The organism is Streptomyces cadmiisoli, assembly GCF_003261055.1.
Classification (GTDB): domain Bacteria; phylum Actinomycetota; class Actinomycetes; order Streptomycetales; family Streptomycetaceae; genus Streptomyces; species Streptomyces cadmiisoli.
The window spans coordinates 422290-442737 of record NZ_CP030074.1 but is presented as its reverse complement, the minus strand read 5'-3'; the positions used below and the strand labels follow the sequence as shown (position 1 = coordinate 442737).

Genomic DNA, 20448 nt, shown 5'->3' with positions numbered 1-20448 from the left:
ACGGGGCGCGGGCCCTACAGGTCGGCGCTGACGCCCAACAGGCCGAGCACCAGGGTGATCCCGAGGTTGACCGCCTTGTGCCTCAGGAAGACCGCGATGAACTCCCGGATCGTCGCGCTGGGCCAGAAGTACGCGGCGGTGGGTGCGCCGACGACCTGGCCCCTGACTCCGGCCTTCCGCGCGGTGATGGCCGCGCGGAACACATGGAAGTTGTTGGTGACGACGACGCACCGGTAGTCCGGCTTGAGTTCCTCCATGATCGACTTGCTGAAGCGCAGGTTCTCGTCGGTGGTGCGGGAGCGGTTCTCGCGCTGGACGCGCTCCTCGGGGAAGCCGCGTTCGACGAGGTACCGGGCCATGGCGTCGGCCTCGGGCAGATCCTCGTCCGGGCCCTGCCCGCCGGAGGTGAGCAGGACCGGCGGGTTGCCGCGCGCGGCCTGTGCCTCATACACGGCGCGCCCGCGATCCAGTCTGTTGGCCAGCAGCCGCGGCACCCGGGAGCCGCCGACGAGGCCCGATCCGAGGACGACCACGAAGTCGACGTTCCGCCGCACCGGGAGCCGCCCGTAGAGGAACGCGTAGCCCAGGAAGCAGAGGAAGAGGAAGGAGACGTAGCCGACCACCGGGATCGCGGCGCCCGCGAGGCGAACGACGATGTCGGACTTGCCGAGGACGGCCGCGCCGAGCAACGCGATGAAACCGAGGGTCGCCAGTCCGGTCAGCAGCGAGAGCAGGTTCCCCAGGCGCCTGCCCTCCTTGCGGAGCATCTTCACACCGTTCGCGATCAGGAAGAACGCCAATGTGAAGCTGCCCAGAAGAAGAAGCACACAAGCGCCGATGACGATCGCTTCCAACATCGCCGGGGAATCCTCGGTCTTCGCAATCGCGTAGATGGCCAGCAGGACCACCGTGATACCGAGGAGGACGGCGTTGCCGAAGCGGCGGGGATCGTACAGAACGGAGAGGCAGAATATGACGAAGAAGAACGCAGCCGCGTAGACGAACACCGCCGCAGTATATGGCAACTGTTTGATACGTCAACGAACTTCGGAGCCGGCACACGTGTGAGAGGTGTGCCCTTCGCCCCGCGGCCGCACCGGCTCACCGCGCTTCGGCGGAGCCACCCTCTTCGGCCGCCCGAGCGGTCTGCTCCGGCGTACGGTCCCCGCGCTGGTGGACGTGCGGCGCCGGGGTGCGCTCGATCTGCAGGCTGAGCAGTTCGGGGCGGCTGTAGTGGCCGCGCGAGTCCATCAGGCGCTTGCGGAGGTCGATCTTCGCGAAGTCCAGGTCGGCGATGACCTCGCCCTCGCCCGAGGTGAGCGGCTCGCCCATGATGCGCCCCTCGGGGTCCACGATGGCGGTGAAGAAGCCACCGGAGATCGCGGCGACGGGACCGCCGGTGTCCTCGGCGATCTGCGCCTGCTGGTCGGCGTCGAGCCACGCGGTGGCGTTCACCACGAAGCAGGCCGACTCCAGGGCGTGCTGACGGATGTTGACCTCGATCTGGTCGGCGAACTGCTGGCCGCCGAAGGCACCCGGGTACATCGCGGCGTGGATCTGCTCCCCGTCGGCGATCAGGGCGTAACGCGCGAGCGGCAGGTAGTGCTCCCAGCAGGCGAGCTGGCCGACCCGGCCCACGGCGCTGTCCACCGCACGCAGACCGGAACCGTCGCCCTGGCCCCAGATCATCCGCTCGTGATACGTGGGCGTGATCTTGCGTCGGCGCTGGATCAGCGTGCCGTCCGCGTCGAAGAGCAGCTGCGTGTTGTAGATGGTGCCGCCGTCCCGCTCGTTGACCCCGATGGAGACGACCATCCGGGCCTCGCGGGCGGCCTCGGCGATCGCGTCGGTCGCGGCGGACGGCACGGTCACCGCCTCCTCCAGCAGGCGCAGGTGTTCCTTGGCCATCTTGAAGGGCGGCTGCACGAAGGAGAAGTAGGGGTAGTACGGGACGACGGTCTCGGGGAACACGGCGAACTGGACACCCCGCTTCCCCAACTCGCGGATCTTGCCGACGACCTTCTCGACGGCGCCGGCCCGGCTGTAGAGCACGGGGCTGATCTGCACTGCGGCTGCTCGTACGACGGTCATGGGGGGCTCCTTCTGCTCACGTGATTCGGTGCGGCGTGCGGCACGGCGCCGCCCGGGTCGGTCGCACACGATGTGGAGGGCTTGCGGTTCGCTCGGGCGCGGTGCGTCCGCGGCCCGCGCGGTCGGCCGCCCCGCGCATCGCCCGCCGGCCTGTCGGTCGGCGGGGCCCCGGGGCCGGCCATCCTCCATTAGGAGTACATGCTCCTATATTAGCGAACGACCCCGCCGCGCGCGCCGTGCCGCGACGTGCCGCTGACCACACTCGCCGGAGGCCGCGCGAAGTTCCACCGGGGACGAGGGCGAACTACCTCGGCCCCTCGGTCATGGCTTCGCGGTTCGGGCCGAAGACGACAACCCTCTCGATCAGGTCCGACGCCGTGTAGAGGAACTCCCAGCCGACCGCCGTGCTGTCGTCCGGCAGGACCGCGTCCCAGCGGAAGACCGCGGATTCCTGGTTCCGGTAGAAGCTCTCGACCTCCATGCTCACGAGCGGAGCCTGGTGCCGTGCGGCGCCGATGTAGTCGTTCAGGACGTCCCGGCCCACGAGAACACGGTCGGGTTCGGGTTCCATGAACGTGATGTCCTCGGCGTAGACCTCCTCCATGGCCAGGGCACGTTCGCGCCGGTCGGGAATCGACCAGACCTGCATGTGCTTGGCCGTGAGAAGCCTGGCGCGGTCGGAGGAGCCGGCCAAAGTCAGGTTGAGGTACGAGATCCTGCCGTGCCGGTCCGGTACGACCGTGGCACGGCCGCACGCATAGAATTCCGTCCCGGCCCGGTCCTGCCCGACCTCGCTCCAGTGAGCGGTGATGACTCCGTCCTCGCCCACGGAAGATTTCCAAAAATATCGGGCCTCCTGGCGACGGTCCGCTTTCCGGTGGAGAAAGGCGACCGCCCTCTCCTGGCCCTGGACAAACTCTCCGCAGTCCAGCAGTAGCGCATTCTCGGCGAAGATTGCCGGAATTTCCTGGAGGCTGGACCGATCATCGTCGACGCGGTTGAGGATTTCGAAGTAGCGATCGAGTGGCGTCGTCATGATGAATGTCGGGTTTCCTCTGCTGCCGATACTCGAAGTTATTTGTCGCGTCAATAGTCTACTGCTCGTAGGGCGGGTGACGGCGGAGGCCGTCCCGGCGGCGAACCGCCGGGACGGCCCCGAAGCGGAGCGACCGGGACCCGCCCCGGGCGGCCTCGCACCGGCACCAGGACCGATGCCGGTGCGAGGCCTCGCCGCGGGGCGGGGTGAAGGGCCGGCCCCTGCTTCGTTCAGGAATGCGCGTGCGCGCCGTGGCCCGCGCCCATCTTGCCGTTCATCTCCATGACCATGCCGTGGATCTCGTGCACGGCCGCCGGCATGATGACGAACGGACGCATCATGCCTTCGTCCTCGTGGTCGAGGATGTGGCAGTGGTACATCACCTTGCCGCTCTGCTTCGCCAGCCGTCCCGCGACCGTGACGATGGTGTTGGCCTGGACGTTGACGGTGTCCTTCCAACCGGACTCCTCCGGGGCGATCGGCAGCGCCGCGCCCGGAGTGAGGGGCTTCGTGGTCTTCCCCGCGGCGTGGTCCAGGCCGGTGGAATCCAGCGAACGCCGCTCGACGACCTGGAAGTTCATCAGGTGGATGTGCATCGGGTGGTAGATCGGCACACCGGGCGGCGCGACGCTGACGAAGTGCCACTTCTCCCAGGTGTCGGATGACGCGAAGAAGGTCGTGGTGTCCTCGAACACGGTCGCCGTGCGGCGCAGGGCCCTGGTCGTGCCGTCGATCTCGATCTGCACGATGCCGTCGCCGGGTGCCGTCTGCGCGGAGACTTCCTGCATCTCCCAGATCTGTGGCATGGCGCCGGACTTGTCGAAGGCCAGCAGCACGAAGCGCTCGGTGGCGTCCTTGGGGACGTCACCCGGCTTGATGTTCCGGAACCTCGGGGACAGCGTCGCCGGAACCGCGTACGGCTTCGGGTTCCGCTTCTTCTCCACGCGGAACTGCATGACCTCCGGGTACGGAATGGTGAACTCCGGCAGGGCCGCGCCGGGAGTCTGGCCCGGGATCGTGTTCACGAGCTTGAGCCGCTTGCCGGGGAACGCGGCGAAGTCGATGACGAGGTCCGCGCGTTCGGCGGGAGCGAGCGACAGCGCCTCGTCGATCGTCTGCGGCTTGCCGAGCAGACCCAGATCCGTGCCGATCAGCTTCATGGCGCCGCGGACGGGCTTGCCGGTCTCCTCGTCGACGACGACGAGACGGTAGACGCGAACGCCCGACATGTTCACCACACGGAAGCGGTACGCGCGCGCCTCCACGTCGAGGTGCGGCCAGACGACGCCGTTGACCATCGTGAACGGGCACAGGGACGCCAGGGCCGGCGGCATGACTCCGGGAGTCGGCTCGGGGCCGTGGACGATCCGCTTGGACAGGATGCGTCCGTCGATCCGGCCCTTGTCGTCGGTGTCGAAGTTGACCTCCTGAATCATCAGGGGTATTTCGTACTCGCCCTGAGGCAGCCGGAGCCGGGACTCCTCCGCGTCGCGCACCAAGTAGTGGCCCACCAGGCCGGCCGCGACATTCAGCGAGGTGATCGCCATGGCGTGATCGTGGTAGAAGAGGTGGGCCGCCGCCTGGTCGTTGGCGAACTCGGCCAACTGCGCGTCGCCCGGCGTCACTCCGTACTCGGACGCGCCGTCACTGAGGCCGTTCTGGTGACCGCCGTGCACATGCACCGTCGTCCACGGGGTCAGCCCGTCGACCTCCGCCCGGGGGAACCCTCCCTCGGATCCGGGCCGGTTGTAGGGCAGCAAGCCGGGTCCGGGGCCTTCGGGGCGTATCCAGACGGCCTTGACGGGCAGGGTGCCCGCCAGCTTGTTGTTCCAGGCGACGCGGGCCTTCTGACCGCTGCGCACCTCGATGGTGGGGCCGGGGAAGTGGCCACCGTAGGTCCACAGGCGGGTGGGAGGCAGCTGCGAGTGCAGGCGCTGACGCGAGTTGACGAGGTTGATCTCCGTGATGCTCCTGCTGTTCAGCCGCAGGGTCGGAGGGATGCGCAGCGGGTCCTTGAACGGGGTCAGCTCGGTGTGCGTCGGTGTGTCGACGCCCGGCAGGGTCGCGGCCCCGGTCAGCTCCTGGGCCTGGGATTCGCTCCCCCTGAGGGCGATGGTTCCGCCCACGGCGACGGCGGCTGTGGTCAGACCGGCCATGCCCAACAGGGACCGCCGGGAAGTGCTTGTCATGTGTTGCCCATTCTGTCCGTTGACTGAGGCACGGGAGTCACCTGCGACGCCGTTGCGGGCTCGGGGATCCCCCGCGCGAGGACACGCCGCACGGCGCACCCGGTGTGACACGCGGGAACATGCGCCGCTCGTGTGCGTCACCGGGGCGTCCTCAGTGCCTTGTGGGCAAGGGAGCCAGGCTGCCGGAGGGTTCCCGCGGGCGCTGCCAGGGAGGTCCCGTCCTCGCTTGTGGCGTCGGCGGGGCGCCTGGTGTGGGGTGGCTGAGCCTGCGTCAGCACATTGCGGTGATGCGGTGCAGATGGCTTCGGTGGCGGCACGACGGATGCAAACGGGCGATCAGCCGGCAGCAGCACCGGAAGCGAGCGGCGCGTTCCGAACGCCTTGCCCGGAAGGCAAGTAAATCACCAATTGCTTGACGCTTCAAATTTTAGGTGTGTGTGACGGGTACGACACTCCCCGGCCCGGAACACCGGAGGAATGCCGACACACGTGTCTCACGTCGGTGTCACGTCGCGCCAGCCCGGCGGGCGAGCCCGAGTACGACGTCCACGACGAGAAACGCGAGCAGCGTGACACCCAGGACAGGGAGGGCCCAACCGAGCGCGAGCACGGCGGGGACGCCGATGAGCAGCACCGGCAGAGGCAGCGACCGCCACGCTCCTCTCGCCGGGGCCTTGCCGAACAGGGCCGTACGGCCCTCGCGTCGCGGACGCCGCTGCCACCACATGCGGTAGCCCCACAGGATCACGAAGACCAGGCCGAGGGCGATGACGGCTAGCACGATCTGGTTCACGGGGCCGAACAGCAGGCCCATGTGACCCTGCACGCCGAGCCTGCTGAGCTTGGCGAGGACCGGGTAGTCGGCCCAGCGGCTGTGGGAGACGACCTCCCCGGCGGCGGCGTCGACGGCGACCCGGTCGTAGTGGACGGGCCAGCGGTCGTCGTCCTGCGCGACCGTCCAGGCCGTGGCCGAGTCGGCGGGCGGTGTCAGCACCACCTTGCCGCCGAGCCCGGCTTCCCGCGCGACGGCGAGGACCTCGTCGAAGGCGACCGGATCCGCCGCAGCCGTGTCCGCTCCGCCCTCGTGGCCGACATGGTCCTGGTGCTCCGCGGGGTCGTCCCCGGTCGCGGTGGGCGCGCCGGGCAGCTCGGTGACCAGTTCCGGCGCGTGTGCCTGGGCCGCGTCGAGGAGTTGCCCGAAGCGGTCACCGGCGTAACGGGACCAGGTGAGCCCGGTCATGCTGAGCACCAGCAGACCGGCGGTGATCCACACGCCGACGACAGCATGCCGACTGCGCGTACGCCGAACCCCGCGCGCCGAACGCTCGGGCAGGAGAAGGGCGCGGGCCCGCTCACCACGTCGCGTACGGGATCGCGCCAACCACAGGACGAGTCCGCCCGCGACCATCACCCAGAGCCAGCTCGCGGCCACCTCGGAGTAGAGGCGGCCGTTCTCGCCCAGGTGGAGGTTGCGGTGCAGGTCGGTGAGCCAGTGGGTGACGGGCGTCGACCCCGACCACGTGGTCAGTTCACCCTGCACCTCGGCGGTGTACGGGTCGACGAACACCGTCCGCTGCCGGTCGTCGCCCAGTCCCGGGACGGACAGCACCACTCGGGTCGTGTCCTCCGGTGCCGACGGGACGACGACCGAGGTCAGGGTGCCCTCGGGATGAACGGACCGGGCGGCGGCGATCTGGACCGACACCGGCATCGGGTCGGTGCCGACGTCCTCCACGAGGAGCCGGTCGCCGTAGGCGAGGCGGTCGAGTTGCGGGGTGAGGGTGTAGGCCAGGCCCGTCAGCGCGGCGACGAGCAGGAACGGGCCGACGAGCACCCCGGCGTAGAAATGGAGGCGGAGCAGCAGTGGTCGTAGGCTCCCCCAGGTCCGGCCCGGGGTTGCGCCATCGGTCTTCGGCACATGTTCTGAGACACGTGTCTGCGAAACCTCCCGTACGGAGGGCGACGCCGCGTCGGGCTCGCCACTCGGTGGCTGGTTCCGGGTCTGAGACATACGTATCCCCCATGAGGCATCGGGTGTTGGTCCGGGCGCGAAGGAGGGCGACCGGTCGCACCGCCGCTACGGGTGGCGCGGCGTGGCAGAACGGCGGCCGCGTCCGCGGCTGCGTGAGGACAGCGCCCGGCGACGAGGGGTGGGTACGCCGGATCACATACCGCTGGCGAGACACCATGGTGCGCCCGAGGCTGCCGCTGTCACCGACATGACCGCGAACACGGCCATACGGACGAGGTGCAACCGAGGATCACGTGCCGACGTGCGTTGCGTATGTTGGCCCGCTCATCGGGATCCCCCAAGCTGATGTGCGTATGTTCGCATATCGACTTCGGAGATGTGTGCACACCCCCGCTTGGGACACCGCGGTCGGCCCCTCCCGCGTCGCCGTTGAAGCGGCCAGGCCGGATGAAACATGTACGGCGCGCCCGGGTTGCGGGAGCGCCGGGGACGGCCGTACCCGATGAGAATGAGCTTCTGGAACTCCTCGGCCGACGGCCACTGCCACTTGGTCTGCCGGTCTGTCACATACACGCGCAGCTCATGAAGCCGCCTGCGACCTCGTGTGCGGCAATACGTGTGCCACGGGCGGCCGGCTGGAGTTCCACCGATGTGCCGTCGCACTCGATACCACCGACTGTCACCTGAGGACCGGGCGTGGACACGGACCACGTCTCCTCTGCACATCGCGTTCAAGCCTGGGCGTCGACCGGGCACACAACACCCAACGTGCCATTACGACCGACATCGAGATACTTCCGCCAATACTGACCATTCCATTACTCCGGGGACGAGAAAGCCTCATCCAGTCGACCGGAACAATCTCACTCGGAGTAACCCGGAGCAAGGTTTACGCGTCAAAAAATAGTGCGGTCTGCACCAGCATCGCCTGAAATTGCTTTCCTCATTCATTGATCGCCGACCGGCATCAGCGGCGTGGCGAACGGGCAGGCTCCACCTTCTTTGAAGAAGGGATTCACGGCAGTGGGCAAGTCCCCGCGTCAGGAGCCCAAAGCCGCAGGAATACCTGGTTTCACCGCCGGCTTCGCGTCCATATCTCACCAGCCGGGGTGACCGCGAGGGGCCCGGCGTGCCGTCACGCCTGCTGACCTTCCGGCTGGTGTCAGTGGCGGGTTCCCGTTCGGGTGGCACCGCGATCGACGTCTACGCCCGCAACTGTGGTCCCGCACAGGCAGCGTCCTCCGGCAACGGCACGGTACATGCAGTCGTCGACGGCTCTGCCCGGTCGCGCGGGCCGGACATATCGCCCGAGGCCGCCGACCCGGGCGACACGGATACCCTCGCAGCGCTGATCGTCATGGCGGTCAGCGAAGCCATCGTGGCGGCTCAGGAGTTGGCCCCGCAGCAGTTGCTGCCCACCGTCGCACGCACCTTCAGCCAGTCGCCTTGCGAGAGCCCGGGTGACACGCCGTCCGGCGGTGTGACCGTCCTGCGGTCGGCCGAACCCCTCAGGGGGACGGCGCTATGCGCTCCAGCACCTGGGCTGCGGCCGCCAGGTCACAGCCCTCCAGGTGCGAGAAGACATGCCGGCGGATGGCGGCCAGGTTCGTCGGCCAGGCCTGCTTCAGTCGCGTCCATCCCGAACTGGTCAGGACCGCGAGCCAGGACCGGCCGTCGTCGGGGGACTTCACCCGCAGGACGAGGGACTGGTTCTCCAGGCGCTGCACCACCCTGGTCATGCCGCTCAGCGACAGCCCGCAGGCATTGGCCAGTTCGCTCATCCGCATCTGGTTGCCCGGCGCCTCTGACAGGTGCACCAGCGTCATGTACTCATTGCCGTTCATGTCCTGTTCCGCGAGCATGTCGGCGTCCACGACGCGCGGCAGAAGTGCCATCACCCTCCCCAGGGCCCGGAGGAACGCCTCCTCGTCGGGGGAAAGGGGCTCGAGTGTTGCAGCGTCTGCCATGGGCACAGTGTAAGTGCCCCGAACCGGCCACGACCGCCGGCCGCCGCCCCGCACATTCCCACCCACCTTTTATCCATTACGGACATTCCCTCAAACCTTGCTCACGCAAGTAATGGATTTGGTGTTTAATAGCGGTGCGCACGCAGCCCGCTTCCACGCGCTGCGCGTGTGGGTCCTGGTATCAATCCCCCGAGATGCCAGGACCCTTTTTTATGCACGGGAAACGCGCGTGCATGCGACGTTTCGTGAAATTCGGGAAGAACGGCATCAGCGGCTCCGGAATACCGGGAATTGGCTGAGCGGCGGCCGCCACCCGAGCGGGGGAAGCATGGGGGCGGCCGCCCTTGCCCGTCGCCGCGCCAGCCAATCGAACACCCGGCGACGGGAGTCTCTACCAATAGACGGTGTGGAACACCATCAAGGTTCACTCGCCGGAGAAAAGATCTGGCCGCGGGAGCACCGCCGGACATCCACGGCATCAGTGACGCGCACCCCCAGGCGCAGGGACAGGTACGTCGACCCCGATGATTTCGTCCGTCGCCCCTTCGTCCGCGGCATGCTGCGCTCCCGCACCACGGCCGGCGCCTGATGTGGGGGAGCTTGCAGGGTGTCGCTCACGAAACGCCTGTCGCGTGCGTCAAACGACGGGCCGGACCAACATGTGTGCAGGATGCTCCGGCACCGGCGCGCACACCTCTGCTGTCGCGAATCGCATACCGGTATCCCGAACATGTGCGGTGGCCCGGGACCGGCCCAACCACGACCCGGGTCGACTGCGGACCCGGTGCCGCTCACCGCGTCCGCACGGACTGCGCCGCTCCCCCGACGCGCGCGCGGTGGCTCCCCGAATATCTTGACCTTTGCGAACTTCGGCACGGGTGACCGACCTGTATACCATGCCCAACGTCATCCATTACGAGGGAGTGAACGGTTGTGCCCAGCCAATCAGCCGCCTCGCTCCGGTCGCGGTACGTCGAACAGGCCGCGTCGGACCTGGAGGAGAATCGCCGCCTCCAGGAAGAACTGGCGGAAAAAATCAGGATGTTGCAGCAGGAGGAGGCCCTCCTGGTCGACATCCTGACTCTTGCACAACGCTATGTGGGTTCCTCGGACGCGCCATTGCCCGAGCAAGCTCACGAAGAACCCGACCTGACCGGGAAACTGGCCACGTCAGAAACCACGTCGTCGACCGCGGCCCCGGCCTCCCGGCGGTCGGCACACGCCAAGGCCGGTGCGAGGTCCGCCCGGCACCCCGTAGAGGAAGGCGCGAAGGGGAAGTCGCGCCTGCCTCTGCTCGGGGACCTCTTGGCGGAACTGCTCAGCGCGTACGACGAACCGCGCCATGCGAAGGAACTGCGCGACGAACTCCTGGAGAAGCACCCGGGTCGGACACCGACGCCCCAGGTGGTGCGCAATACCTTGGAGTCTCTCGTCGCCAAGGGCCGGATCAGGCGTCACAAGCAGGACCGGTCGGTCATGTACACACTCGTCGAGCGAGCCCCGCGGGGCACAGTCGCCGCGCCGGACGACGACATCTGACGCGCTGGCGTCCGTCCGCCGGCACACGTCGGCACCGGCCTCGTCAGCGGGGGTTTCCGCTGAACGAGCCGCTTGCACCACACCGGCTCCGGACCTCGGCCGCCGGTTCCGGACCCCGACCGTCGGGTCTCCCGCTCAGGCCCGACGGTCGGGAACGTCCGCTGACTCCATGGCACTTCATGGCCATCCCCTGCCCCGTCAGCGCCGTTGTGCGCCACGGGCAATACGGGCAATACGCGACACCAGGCGTCCGATTTATCCATTAGCACCCCCGCCGCACACTGACCCCGAGCTCGCATATGTGTGCCACCACACACAAACCCACCCCGCAAAATATTTGACGCATCAACCATTAATTGATCTACTGAAAACCGCTGGCGATCCTCACCACCCCCGAGAAGCCCTTCGCGCCGCGCGCGCTGACCAGGAACGCCCAGCTCGGCCAAGGCTCAGGAACTCGCCGCCCGGGGGCGCCGGGGTCGTCCAGATGCCGACCTGCAAGCCGCGCCTATGCAAGCACCCGGCCACGCCGTCGTGCGGGGAACGAAGTATGAGGAGTGGGTGTGGTTCAAATCCAGCTGGGCCCGGAGCAGCCCGTGGACCCGAACGAGGACGGCCTCGGCAGGTCGACGGTCGGATGGCATCCAGGGATGACGGAGGACGCGGCGTGGGAGAGCGGCCGGGGAATCTGGAGGCTCAACGCGGGCCGTGCCCTGAACCACGACGAGGCGCAGATCGTGAACCCCGCGGGCCGGGTGCTCGCGGTCGCCACGATCACCGGAGTGAGCAAGCACGGCGAGCGGTTCGCCCTCGAAGGCGAACTCCTGCGCGGTGACGAGCGGGTGGGCGCGCCCACGCCGACGCCCCACCGATCGCGCTGCTCCGTCGCCTACTTCTGATCGGTCGCCACCGCCTCGTAGCTCCGCGTCCCACCATGAAGCGTGGGGCGCGGCACCGGCTTGGCGTTCACCGGTGAGGAAATCATTTTCAGGCAGAGGTCAATCAGATGACAGCGGTGATAATTTGTTGCACCTCTTTGGGCCGCCGTTCACTGGAGAACTGCATGGACATCCGAGTGTGTGCCCCCCTGCCCGACGACCTCGACGGCCACGGTCGCCCTGGCACCGACCGGAGAAGGAGTCGGAAATGAGAAGGATGACGCGGCGTGTCCGCCGCCGGGCCCTGCCGTTGTTGACGGCGGCGGCGATGGTCTCGGCGGGATTCGTGGCGATGGCGCCGACCGCGGTCACCCCGACCGCCACCGCGGCCACCGCACAGAGCGTGGCGGTGCCCCTGGTCAACACGGAGTCGGGTCAATGCCTCGACGTTCAGTCCGTGAACTGGAATGCCGGCGGCATCATCGGAGTCTGGACCTGCAACAACGACGTGAACCAGAAGTTCACGTTCCAGCCCAAGGGCGAACTGCGGGCCATGTCCGAGACGCTGTGCCTCAACAGCGCGGACGGCGCACGCACTCCGGGGACGCAGTTGCGGACGGCCACGTGCCAGCCCGCGAGCACGCCGACACAGAGCATCTCGCCGAAGTTCTCGCGCGGCGTCTACAACACCCTCGTCCACTCGGCGAGCGGCCTGTGCGTGACCAAGCCCGCCGGCAACGCGCCGAACGGAAGCCGGGTCACCCTTGAGAACTGCACCTACACGGCGAACCAGCGGTGGACGTCGCCCGGCGTCACGCCGGCCGCGGCGCCCTCGGCGCTGCGCGGCGTGAACTGGTCGGCGAAGGGTGACAACTTCAGGGCGGACGCGGTCATTCCTTCCGGGCTCAGCTCGGCGGACAACTACGCGGATACGTACGCCAAGGCGGTTCCCATCGTCCGCGAGTTCAAGGAGTTGGGCGCCAACACCATTCGCTTCGGTGTCAACGCGGCCACGCTGGACTGGGAGGGCTACCGCGCCGCCCTGGATGCCGCGATCGCAGCGGACGTCAACGTCATGGTCGGACTCTGGACCGGTTCGGACGCTCGCAACTACTACAACATCTCCGACGCCGACTTCAGTGAGGTATGGGGCACTCTCATCAATGAGTACGGCTCCGACCCCCGGTTCTACGCGGACATCGTGAACGAGCCGAAGGGCACGGAGCAGGGCTGGAAGGACTTCGCTGTGAAGTTCCTGCACAGCTACCCTCAGCTGCCCCGCAACCAGGTCGTCGTCGCGGGCACAGGAGACGACAGGTTCCTGGCCCCGATCTGCAGCGACTCGCGTCTGAACGGCACGGTGCTGAGCTATCACCAGTACAGCGTGTTCGAGTCCTTCCACAAGAATGTGACCGACTGGAAGAACACGATGCGCACCCGTCTCGGCATCCCGTCCGGGCAGACGAGCTCGAACTGCTCCGCCCGCACCGTCGTGACGGAGTTCGGCGACTGGTCGCGATCCGGCATCGACTACAACGGCCCGCGCGACGGGGACATGCACGTCTCCTACATGTACGCCATGACGGAGATCATCCGGGAGGCCGGGCTCGGAAGCCTTTACTGGCCCGGCTACGGCGAAGAGGACGCCTTCTCCCTGACGACGTTGGAGGGCACGGGGACGGCGGCGACGCTGAAGGTCGCCAACGCGTCGCTCCACGAACGTCTGCGCTACGCCTGGAAACTGACCGACGACGCCGGTGGCGACGGCGCGGTCACCCGCACCACCTACTGGACGGCTGGATCGTCCGGCCTGTGCCTCGTCGTGGAAGGCAACTCCGCGAAGGAGGGCGCGGACCTCGTCGTGGGTTCGTGCGGAGCGGAATACGTACGCAGCGCGAAGGACGTGACATCCAAGGTCAACGGGCAACTGGGGATGAAGTGGCTGTGCATCGCACCCAAGACGTCGCCTGCCGTGGCGTCCACGGGTGTCCAGCTCTCCCAGTGCTCCGGCGACGGCTCGCAGGAATGGACCTCTCGCAGCAGCGACCAGGCGATGGTGCACAACGCGTCAGGTCTGTGCTTGGGCGCACGCGGAGGTACGGCGGTCGGCGGCGCCAAGCTGGAACTGAACACCTGCAACGGGCAGACGTACCAGAAGTGGTCGCGCAAGTGACCTGACCGACGGCGAGCGCCCGACCCAGACACCGGCCGGGCGCTCGTCCGTTTCACCAGACGGCCAGATTTGACGGTCCGTCACCCTGGCCACATCACCTGCCGCTCTTCAGCCGAGGGGACTTGAGCGCCGGATAACTGGTCATGACCGGTGCGCGTTGTGCGCCGCGCTCAGCGGCACGAATCCCGGTCCCGACACCGCTGGTCGCCTCGCCGTCCCGGGTCTGTTCCGCTGTCGTCGGCTCCTGGTTCGGGGCGCTGTGCGGAGGTCGGCCAAGGGGCGCAACCGCCGTGTGTACTGGGCTGTTGCGCCATCGGCGAGGTGAACGCACCCGGCGGGCGGCGCCGTCCGCGGTCTTGAAGGATGCCCTTACGCGAATCGCCGACGGCCATTCCCCGGTGCGGGACCGTCTCCGGCGCCCGGTTCGGAGCAGCGCCTGCCGTCCGTGTGTGCGGATAGCATCTGGCCACCCCTGTGACGGTGCCGGCCGCACGCCCATCCCCGCGTCCGCCTCTCGCTGTTCCGTCAACCGCCCGCCCCCGACCCATTCGCCTGAGGACCACGATGTCTCGATGGACAGGTGTCCGGCGCCGACTCGGCTCCATACGAACCTCGCTGATCCTGCTGGCGCTGGTGCCAGGCATCACCCTGACGGCGATCTGGGGCGTGACGACGATCCAGATGTTCTCGGAGGGCTCGGAGCTGCGTGCCCAGACGGAGCTGAGCCGGTCCACGGGCTCGCTGGGCACAGAAGCCATGTTCGCCCTGCAAAGGGAGCGCCGGCTGTCCGCCCAGTGGCTGGCTTCGCCACGGGGCGACAGGAACGAGCTCGACGCTCACCGGGCGAAGACGGATGCGGCGGTGGCGGAACTGGTCCGGCAGAGAGGTCCGATCGCCGAGGCACCTGCGCGGATCTCCACGCTACTGGGCTCGGCGCTGGAGGCCCTGAACGAACTGGAGTTCACCCGGGACCAGGTGGACGAACCGACCGAGATCACCCCCGCGCAAGCGCTTCAGCGTTACGACACGATGATCAACCGGCAGATCCAGGCCTTCCAAGGGCTCTTCCAGGCCGTCAACGGCGAGCTGGCGGCCCTGGCGGGTCCGCTGTTCGCACTGGAACAGGCGGCGGAGCTGGTCTCCCGGGAGGATGCGCGGCTCACCCTGGCCTGGCCGTCCGGGCGTATCGACGAACGGGCCTGGACCGACTTCGCGAAGCTCGCCCACACCCGCCGTTGGCTGATCGAGGACCAGCTCGTCCCGCTGCTGAACGGCACCCTCGGGTTCCAGGCCGGACGGAGCCTCCAGGGCCCTCATTGGCGGACGTTGTGGGAGATCGAGGACGAGGTGCTCGCGGCCCATCCCGCCAGGAACGGGCACAGCATCCGACTGCCGGACGCGCAGAAGCGGTGGGACGTGGCCCTGAGCGACATCTCCGCACGCAACGAGACGGGGATCCGGCAGCAGGTGGACGCCCTGCTGACCCGCAGCGGCGACGAGTCCCGGACACTGCTGCTGACGGCCACCTCGCTGAGCGCCGGCGGTCTGCTCGCCCTGCTGCTGTGCGTGGGGATGTCCTGGCGGATCACGCGCTCGCTGTCACGGCGGCTGCACGGACTCCGGAAGGCCACCCTGAGCCTCGCCGAGGAACGGCTGCCCGACGTGGTGGCACGGCTGGAGCGGGGCGAGCGGGTCGACGCGGCGTCCGCGACCACACCGCTGGACCACGGCCACGACGAGCTGGGGCAGGTCGCCCAGGCGTTCAACACCGCGCAGCGCACCGCCGTACTCACCGCGATCGAACTCGCCAACATCCGCAGCGGTTTCCAGAAAGTCATCCTCGGTATCGCCCGGCAGAGCCAGAACCTGGTCAACCTCCAGCTCGGCCGGCTCGACGCCCTGGAGCGCCGGCACACGGATCCGGAACTCCTGAGGGATCTGTACGAACTGGACTCCATCGCCAGCCAGTTGCGCCGCTACGAGGAGAACCTCGTCGTGGTCAGCGGCGAGCGGCCCGGCCGGTCCTGGAGCCGGCCCGTCGCGATGACCGACGTCCTGCGCGGCGCCGTCGGCGAGGTCGCCGAGTACGCGCGGGTGGAGGTGCACACCGACGAGGAGGTCGCGCTGGCCCCGCACGCCGTGGCCGACGTGATCCATCTGCTGGCCGAGCTGATCGACAACGCGACCGCGTACTCGCCCGCGCCGAGTCCCGTGGTGGTGCGGGCCGCCATGGTGGCCAAGGGGCTGGCCGTCGAGATCGAGGACCAGGGCCTCGGCCTGTCCCAGGACGACTACGCCACCCTCAACGCGCAGCTGGCCCGTCCCATGCAGTTCGACGTCGTGGCCCTCGCCGAGGACCTCAGGCTCGGCATCTTCGTGGTCTCCCAGCTCACCCACCGCCACGGCGTCTCCGTCACCCTGCGCTCCTCGCCCTACGGCGGGACCACCGCGATCGTGCTGATCCCGCACGACATCGTGGTGGGGGAGGCCGCCGACGCACTGTCCCGCGAGACGGTCCCCGCTCCGCGCGTCGGCACGGCAGAAGCCTTCGCCGCGGCCGGCGCCGCCGCAGCAGGAACCACGGCATCGGGTGCCGACGCATCAGAAACCGCCGGATCGTGGTTCGCCGCGACGACCCCCGCACCCTCCGCCCCCGGCTCACCCGCTCCCGGCGCTTCGTCCCCCGCGCCCTCCTCAGCCGCGCGGTCATCACGCCGGGACGGACTCACCCCGTTGCCCCGCCGGGTGCCGCAGACCAGCCTGGCCGCGGAACTGCGCGACGAGGCACCGTCGCCCGCCGAGGACTCGGCGGAGGCCTTCACCGCGGAAGCCGCCGGCGCCTCCCTCGCCGGGTTCCAGCGCGGCACCCTCCAGGCCCGCGACACCTCCGCCGAGCAGTGACGCCGCCGCACCGCCGCGACCACGGCCGCACCGCCGTACCGGCCCGGGCGCACCGCGCCTGCCCGCGTTCTCCACTCCCCCACCGATCGCTGACGAAAGAGCACCGCCATGACTCGCCCCAGCCCCGCCACCCACACCCAGCTCGACCAGTTGCTGACCGGACTCGTGGAACGCGTCGCCGACGTCAACCAGGCCGTGGTGCTCTCCGAGGACGGACTGGTCGTCAGCAAGTCCACCTCTTTCCCGCGTGAGGAAGCCGAACGCGTCGCGGCGACCGCGGCCGGTCTGATGAGTCTCAGCAAGGGCGTCAGCAGGGACGTTCGCGGTGGTCCGGTCCGCCAGGCCCTGATCGAGATGGCCGACTGCTATCTGATCCTCACCTCGGCCGGTCCGGGCGCCCATCTGGTGGTGCTCACCGGCCGGGGCGCGGACGTCGGCGTTGTGGCGTACCAGATGAACATGCTGGTGAAGAAGATCGGCGAGCACCTCAGTGCGGCACCGCGCGGCGCGGCCGGGCCCGCCGTCGGCCCCGGCGTCTGAGGTGGACGCAGGCGACCCCGAGGGCCGGCTCGTACGACTGTTCACCCTGACCGGCGGCCGGACCCGGCCCAGCCGCGCCGACTTCTCCCTCATCACCACGGTGACGGCGGTGGATCCGCAGCCGGAAGCGGTCGCCCGGCCGCAGCCCGAGCATCGCAGGATCCTCCGCCAGTGCGCCGGGCCCGTCGCGGTGGTGGAGCTGGCCGCGCGCCTCGACCTCCCGGTGAGCGTGGTCGTCATCCTGCTCTGCGACCTGCTGGAGGCGGGCCGCGTCACCGTGCGCCCGCCGTACCGCGTCACCCACGCCGCCCCCGACCTGGACCTGCTGATGAAAGTGAGGGAGTGCCTTGGCCGGCTCTGAGAGCACCGCCGGGAGGAGCGGCACACGTTCGTCGCCGGCCGCGGTCAAGATCCTGGTCGCCGGTGGCTTCGGCGTCGGCAAGACCACCCTGGTCGGCTCGGTCAGCGAGATCACGCCGCTGCGCACCGAGGAGCCGCTCACCGAAGCCGGCCTGGACGTGGACGACCTGGTCGGGGTCGAGGAGAAGCGGGCCACCACCGTCGCCCTGGACTTCGGCCGGATCACCGTGTCCGACGACCTCGTGCTGTATCTCTTCGGGACGCCGGGACAGCAGCGTTTCTGGTTCATGTGGAACGACCTGGCGCTCGGCGCGCTGGGCGCGGTGGTGCTGATCGATGTGCGCAGGCCCCGGTCCAGCTTCGCCGCCATCGACTTCTTCGAAAGCCGGGGCATCCCCTTCGTCACCGCCGTCAACGGGTTCTACGGCGAGCACCCCTACCCGGTCGAGGACGTCCGGGAAGCGCTGGCGCTGCCGGCGGGTGTGCCCGTCCTGCTGTGCGACGCGCGGGAGCGGTCGTCGTGCCGCAACGTGCTCGTCGCGCTGATCGACCAGTTGATCGGCGCGACGCGGGCGGGCGGTTCGTCCAGCGCCTGAAGCGGCGTTGACGGCTGTCGCGCGGCACGGTGCTCGTCGCGGTGCGCACTTGCGAAAATCTATTGCACACAGGGGTCCAACATGTCACACCCGTGATAATTATTTGCGTCGACATCCCCTGTCGTACAAGGAGAACCGTGAGCCTCCGCCTCCGGACTCCTCACCCGCGCCCGCGCACACCCGGGAGTAGCACATGATCAATCGCAGAACCCTTCTCGCCGCGGCGGGAGCGGGAGCCATCGGCAGCGCCCTCGCGACCGGCACCGCACGCGCCGACTCGACGATCACCGTCGATCCGTCGAAGACCTACGGCACCTGGGATGGCTGGGGCACCTCCTTGGCCTGGTGGGCGAAGGTCTTCGGCAACAGTGCCGAGTACGCCGATGTGTTCGCCGACCTCCTCTTCACCGACAAGACGGTGTCGTACATGGGGAGCGCGGTGCCCGGCCTGAATCTGAACATCGCCCGCTACAACCTCGGGGCGTGCAGCTGGAACACCGTGGCGCGGGGGTCCGGAACCGTCCGGATGGACCCCGGCCGCATTCCCTGGCACAAGCAGATAGCGGGCTTCTGGCTGGATCCCGGGAACGGCACTCCCGCATCCGAGGTGTGGAACTGGGACGCCGACCCGGCGCAGCGGGCCATGCTGCTCAAGGCGACCCAACGCGGCGCGAAGAGCGAGCTGTTCTCGAACTCCCCCATGTGGTGGATGACCAACAGCCTCAACCCGTGCGGAGCCACCCAGCAGTACGGCGACAACCTCAACGACACCTACCGGCGCCACCACGCGTCCCATCTGGCCAGGGTGGCGGTCCACGCCCGGGACAACTGGGGTGTGGACTTCGTGTCCGTGGAGCCCTTCAACGAGCCCAAGGCCGGCAACTGGTGGACGGGCTACGCCCACCCCCAGGAGGGCTGCTGCATCAATACGGCGGAGCAGAAGGCCGTCCTCGCCCTCCTCCGCGAGGAACTCGACAATCGCGGTCTGTCGGCGACGGAGATCGCCGCGTCGGACGACGCGACGTTCGCGCAGGCCATCGCGACGTGGAACGACCTGAAGAACAACGGCGGTCACGCGTTCGTGGACCGTGTCAACGTGCACGGCTACGGTGCAAACGACCCGAACGCGGACGCCCAGCGGGCGCAGATCTACAACTCGGTGGTCTCCGGCTCCGGCAAGGCGCTGTGGAGCTCGGAGAACGGCACCGCGGACGCGGACGGCTTCCGCATGGCCGAGTTCCTGCTGGCCGACCTCTACGCCCTGCATCCGACGGCCTGGGCGTACTGGCAGCCGCTGGACACACACCCCGACTGGGCGATGATCCATTTCACGGTCAACGACGGGCAGGATCCGACCCAGGGCGTGCAGCTCGCCCAGACCGTCAATACCAAGTTCTCCGTGATGGGCCAGTTCAGCCGGCACATCCGGCCCGGTATGAAGATGCTCCACACCGGTGTGAAGCACGCGGCGGCCGCCCTCGACGAGACGGCGAACAAGCTGGTCATCGTCGTCGCCAACAATGGCCCACGCACGAACATGACGTTCGACCTGACCCGCTTCTCGACGGCGACGGGCGGGCAGGCCGGCGTCGTGCACCGCTGGAACACCGGTGTGGGTGAGAGGTACGTCCGCCGTCAGGTGACCGTGTCCGGAAAGAAGGTGACCATCCCGATCAACACGAACTGTGTGCAGACGCTGGAGATCGAGGGCGTCGCCATCTGAACACCGGCCCGCCGGAGCGTCCCGCCCCGGGCCGAACCAGCCGGTGAACTCCGGCCCGTTCGGCCCGGTGGCGTGCCACTCGGCGGCGCCGTCCGAGGCGGGTTGCCGCGACAGGTCTCAGGACCACGTCACACGGTCGACGAGACGCTGGAGCCGCTCGTCGAGCAGCTTCTCGGCGTCCGGGGTGCACGTGGCGAGTGCGATCATGCCCGTCACGATCACGTCGCACAGTTCCGTGTGGACGTCGTCCCAGGTGTGTGACGCGCCCTTGCGCGGATTGGCGCCGGTCGCGCCGTGCATCGCCTCGGCGACCTCACCCAGTTCCTCGCCGATCTTCAGTACACGCCACAGCCGTACGTCCCCGCTCAGCTCGGGGTCGGCGTGCGCGTCCAGCCAGTTCCGCAGCTGGTGCACCCGGAGCCAGGTCGTGTCGTCCATGCGGTCCTCTTTCCTGTCGTACGTGGGCGGGGAGGTCGAACGCGG

15 protein-coding genes and 1 pseudogene are annotated in these 20448 nt (G+C 68.5%); 9 read left to right on the top strand and 7 right to left on the bottom strand.

Annotated elements, in window-relative coordinates; genetic code table 11:
• Positions 1-14: 14 nt before the first annotated feature.
• The 5 genes from DN051_RS42740 to DN051_RS42720 all read right to left on the bottom strand — a co-directional run bounded on the left by DN051_RS42740 (position 15) and on the right by DN051_RS42720 (position 7327).
• Positions 15-1007: a YdcF family protein gene (locus DN051_RS42740; RefSeq protein WP_112443133.1), complete on the bottom strand. Its 993-nt coding sequence runs from the start codon at positions 1005-1007 to the stop codon at positions 15-17.
• A 94-nt stretch (positions 1008-1101) separates the two neighbouring features.
• Positions 1102-2091 (bottom strand): nitrilase-related carbon-nitrogen hydrolase, encoded by a 990-nt coding sequence (locus DN051_RS42735; protein WP_112443132.1) that lies wholly within the window; start codon positions 2089-2091, stop codon positions 1102-1104.
• Positions 2092-2395: 304 nt separating this feature from the next.
• Positions 2396-2920, bottom strand: coding sequence for a hypothetical protein (locus tag DN051_RS42730; RefSeq protein WP_112443131.1), 525 nt, complete (start codon positions 2918-2920; stop codon positions 2396-2398).
• 437 nt (positions 2921-3357) lie between these two features.
• Entirely contained in the window at positions 3358-5316 is a 1959-nt protein-coding gene (locus DN051_RS42725) for a multicopper oxidase family protein (protein ID WP_246041282.1), read from the bottom strand.
• A gap of 505 nt (positions 5317-5821) precedes the next feature.
• The gene (locus DN051_RS42720) at positions 5822-7327 is read right to left on the bottom strand and encodes a PepSY-associated TM helix domain-containing protein (RefSeq protein WP_112443129.1); all 1506 of its coding nucleotides are present in this window, start codon (positions 7325-7327) and stop codon (positions 5822-5824) included.
• Between the two features lie 1090 nt (positions 7328-8417).
• Between DN051_RS42720 and DN051_RS48055 the strand changes: the two are divergent.
• Positions 8418-8687 (top strand): annotated as a pseudogene (locus DN051_RS48055) (YbaB/EbfC family nucleoid-associated protein); the annotation flags it as partial.
• Positions 8688-8796: 109 nt separating this feature from the next.
• On the opposite strand, the gene DN051_RS42710 reads toward DN051_RS48055, so the two are convergent.
• The gene (locus DN051_RS42710) at positions 8797-9255 is read right to left on the bottom strand and encodes a MarR family winged helix-turn-helix transcriptional regulator (protein WP_053763530.1); all 459 of its coding nucleotides are present in this window, start codon (positions 9253-9255) and stop codon (positions 8797-8799) included.
• Positions 9256-10188: 933 nt separating this feature from the next.
• On the opposite strand from DN051_RS42710, the gene DN051_RS42705 reads away from it, so the two are divergent.
• From DN051_RS42705 to DN051_RS42670, 8 genes are all read left to right on the top strand, one after another.
• The gene (locus DN051_RS42705; RefSeq protein WP_053763529.1) at positions 10189-10794 is read left to right on the top strand and encodes a hypothetical protein; all 606 of its coding nucleotides are present in this window, start codon (positions 10189-10191) and stop codon (positions 10792-10794) included.
• Between the two features lie 563 nt (positions 10795-11357).
• The gene (locus DN051_RS42700) at positions 11358-11693 is read left to right on the top strand and encodes a hypothetical protein (RefSeq protein WP_053763528.1); all 336 of its coding nucleotides are present in this window, start codon (positions 11358-11360) and stop codon (positions 11691-11693) included.
• Positions 11694-11940: 247 nt separating this feature from the next.
• Complete coding sequence (locus DN051_RS42695) at positions 11941-13845, top strand: ricin-type beta-trefoil lectin domain protein (protein ID WP_112443128.1); 1905 nt, start codon at positions 11941-11943, stop codon at positions 13843-13845.
• Between the two features lie 564 nt (positions 13846-14409).
• Positions 14410-16746, top strand: coding sequence for a sensor histidine kinase (locus DN051_RS42690; RefSeq protein ID WP_112443127.1), 2337 nt, complete (start codon positions 14410-14412; stop codon positions 16744-16746).
• A 108-nt stretch (positions 16747-16854) separates the two neighbouring features.
• Positions 16855-17286, top strand: a complete 432-nt coding sequence (locus DN051_RS42685) for a roadblock/LC7 domain-containing protein (RefSeq protein WP_053763526.1) — start codon at positions 16855-16857, stop codon at positions 17284-17286.
• A 1-nt stretch (position 17287) separates the two neighbouring features.
• Positions 17288-17647 (top strand): DUF742 domain-containing protein, encoded by a 360-nt coding sequence (locus tag DN051_RS42680; protein ID WP_053763647.1) that lies wholly within the window; start codon positions 17288-17290, stop codon positions 17645-17647.
• Positions 17634-18242, top strand: a complete 609-nt coding sequence (locus tag DN051_RS42675; protein WP_112443126.1) for a GTP-binding protein — start codon at positions 17634-17636, stop codon at positions 18240-18242. Before DN051_RS42680 ends, DN051_RS42675 begins: the two co-directional genes overlap by 14 nt.
• Before the next feature lie 193 nt (positions 18243-18435).
• Positions 18436-19965, top strand: a complete 1530-nt coding sequence (locus DN051_RS42670) for a glycoside hydrolase (protein WP_112443125.1) — start codon at positions 18436-18438, stop codon at positions 19963-19965.
• Between the two features lie 117 nt (positions 19966-20082).
• Here the strand turns inward: DN051_RS42670 and DN051_RS42665 are convergent, their stop codons facing one another.
• A complete protein-coding gene (locus DN051_RS42665; RefSeq protein ID WP_053763523.1) occupies positions 20083-20403 on the bottom strand; it encodes a MazG-like family protein in 321 nt (106 codons plus the stop codon).
• Between the last annotated feature and the right edge of the window lie 45 nt (positions 20404-20448).

Coding starts and splice junctions, on each gene's coding strand:
- DN051_RS42735 (WP_112443132.1), bottom strand. CDS start 2,091: ATGACCGTCGTACGAGCAGCCGCAGTGCAGATCAGCCCCGTGCTCTAC.
- DN051_RS42725 (WP_246041282.1), bottom strand. CDS start 5,316: ATGACAAGCACTTCCCGGCGGTCCCTGTTGGGCATGGCCGGTCTGACC.
- DN051_RS42720 (WP_112443129.1), bottom strand. CDS start 7,327: ATGTCTCAGACCCGGAACCAGCCACCGAGTGGCGAGCCCGACGCGGCG.
- DN051_RS42710 (WP_053763530.1), bottom strand. CDS start 9,255: ATGGCAGACGCTGCAACACTCGAGCCCCTTTCCCCCGACGAGGAGGCG.
- DN051_RS42695 (WP_112443128.1), top strand. CDS start 11,941: ATGAGAAGGATGACGCGGCGTGTCCGCCGCCGGGCCCTGCCGTTGTTG.
- DN051_RS42690 (WP_112443127.1), top strand. CDS start 14,410: ATGTCTCGATGGACAGGTGTCCGGCGCCGACTCGGCTCCATACGAACC.
- DN051_RS42685 (WP_053763526.1), top strand. CDS start 16,855: ATGACTCGCCCCAGCCCCGCCACCCACACCCAGCTCGACCAGTTGCTG.
- DN051_RS42670 (WP_112443125.1), top strand. CDS start 18,436: ATGATCAATCGCAGAACCCTTCTCGCCGCGGCGGGAGCGGGAGCCATC.
- DN051_RS42665 (WP_053763523.1), bottom strand. CDS start 20,403: ATGGACGACACGACCTGGCTCCGGGTGCACCAGCTGCGGAACTGGCTG.